The sequence below is a fragment of the Ellagibacter isourolithinifaciens genome, assembly GCF_008831035.1.
Taxonomy (GTDB): Bacteria; Actinomycetota; Coriobacteriia; order Coriobacteriales; family Eggerthellaceae; genus Ellagibacter; species Ellagibacter isourolithinifaciens.
In genome coordinates, this window is the sequence record NZ_WAJR01000062.1 from 1 (window position 1) to 1,420 (window position 1,420).

Sequence of the window (1,420 nt, forward strand, 5' to 3'; positions counted from 1 at the left end):
GGGGGTGCGGACAATTCCTTGGACCAGCCTAAGCGACCAATCCCTTGCTTGACCGATACTGCCTAGGACTCATCCAGCCGAGCGATTGCTTCTTGCGGCGCTCGTTGTAGAAAACGATGTACTCGTTCAGCAGTTCCATGAACGAGTCCACGGTGACGCCATCCCAGTCCCGATAGTAGAAGAACTCGTTCTTGAGGCGGCCGAAGAAGCCTTCGCAAGCCGAGTTGTCCGGGCTGCAGCCCTTCTTCGACATGGACCGGGTCAGGCCGTTTCCCTCGCATATGCCGATCCAGCCGGGCCATCTGTAATGGCATCCCCTGTCCGAGTGGCAGACCGGGTGCTGGCCCGGGGAGAGCGTCCCGCACGCGTCCTCCAGGGAGCCGTTGGCGAGCGCCGCGCTCGGGCGCCTTCCGATCCGCCATGCCACGACGAGGCCGTCGTAGCAGTCGATGACCGGGCTGAGGTACGCCTTCTCCTCGCTGGGCAGCTTGAACTCGGTGATGTCGGTGAGCCACAGCTTGTTCGGCGCGTCCGCGTGGAAGTTGCGCCTCACCAGGTTGGGGGGCGCGTCCGATATCTCCCCCTTGTAGGAGTTGTAGCGCCGCTTCCTCTTCAGGTAGGCGACCTTGCAGCCCTCTTCGGCCATCAGCCTGCGCACGACCTTCTCGCTGACGACGACGCCGCCCTCCCGCAGCTCGTTGTGCACGTACCGGTAGCCCCGCGTGCCGCCGGCGCCGTCGAATATCCTCCTGATGTCGATCCTGAGCTGGGCGTGCTTGTCCTTCGCGCGCAGCTTCGCGCGGCAGTACTCATAGGAGCTCTTCGAGATCCTCAAGGAATCGGTGAGCTCTCTTAAGGGGCGGTCGGACTCCAGCCTCAGCTTGTTGATCAGCGCGGTCTTCTCCATGTTGCTCATCGAGCCGAGGCTCCCTGCTTTTAAAAGATCGACGGCTCCCCTCAGGATGTCGTTCTCCAGCTCGAGCTGCCGGATCCTCTCCTCGAGGCCGCCCTCGAAGCCGGCGTATGCGGGCTCGTCGCCCTCAGGTGTCCTTGCCCGGCCGCTCATCCGCGCCCCCTTCGTTCCGCCGCCTTTCAGCCAATAGCGTACAACATCGGGGCTTCCGATGCCGAGCGCTTCCGCGATGCCCCTGCAAGATGCGCCTTTTCGCGCCATCTCCATCGCCTTGCCCCGGACCTCGTCGCCGTAGGGCTCGAACTTGGCTCCGCAGGTCCTCTGCTGCGGCCCGGCCGCGTTTGCCGCCCAACGGCGCAGGGTCCTGCCGGAGATGCCGGACATCCTGGCGCTCTTCTCGAAGTCACCGGTGAGCGCCAGCATCTCGAGGGCCTTTTTTCTTGCGGATTGACTGTACACGCGAACTCCTAACCGGACCGAATGGTCCAACTATTCGTCCGCACCCCC

General features: G+C 63.7%; 1 protein-coding gene. It reads right to left on the reverse strand.

Annotation, left to right across the window (positions count from 1 at the left end):
- Positions 1-28: 28 nt before the first annotated feature.
- On the reverse strand, positions 29-1,372 hold the full coding sequence (locus tag F8C90_RS10740) for an IS3 family transposase (protein WP_158050495.1): 1,344 nt from the start codon (positions 1,370-1,372) through the stop codon (positions 29-31).
- Positions 1,373-1,420 lie beyond the last annotated feature (48 nt).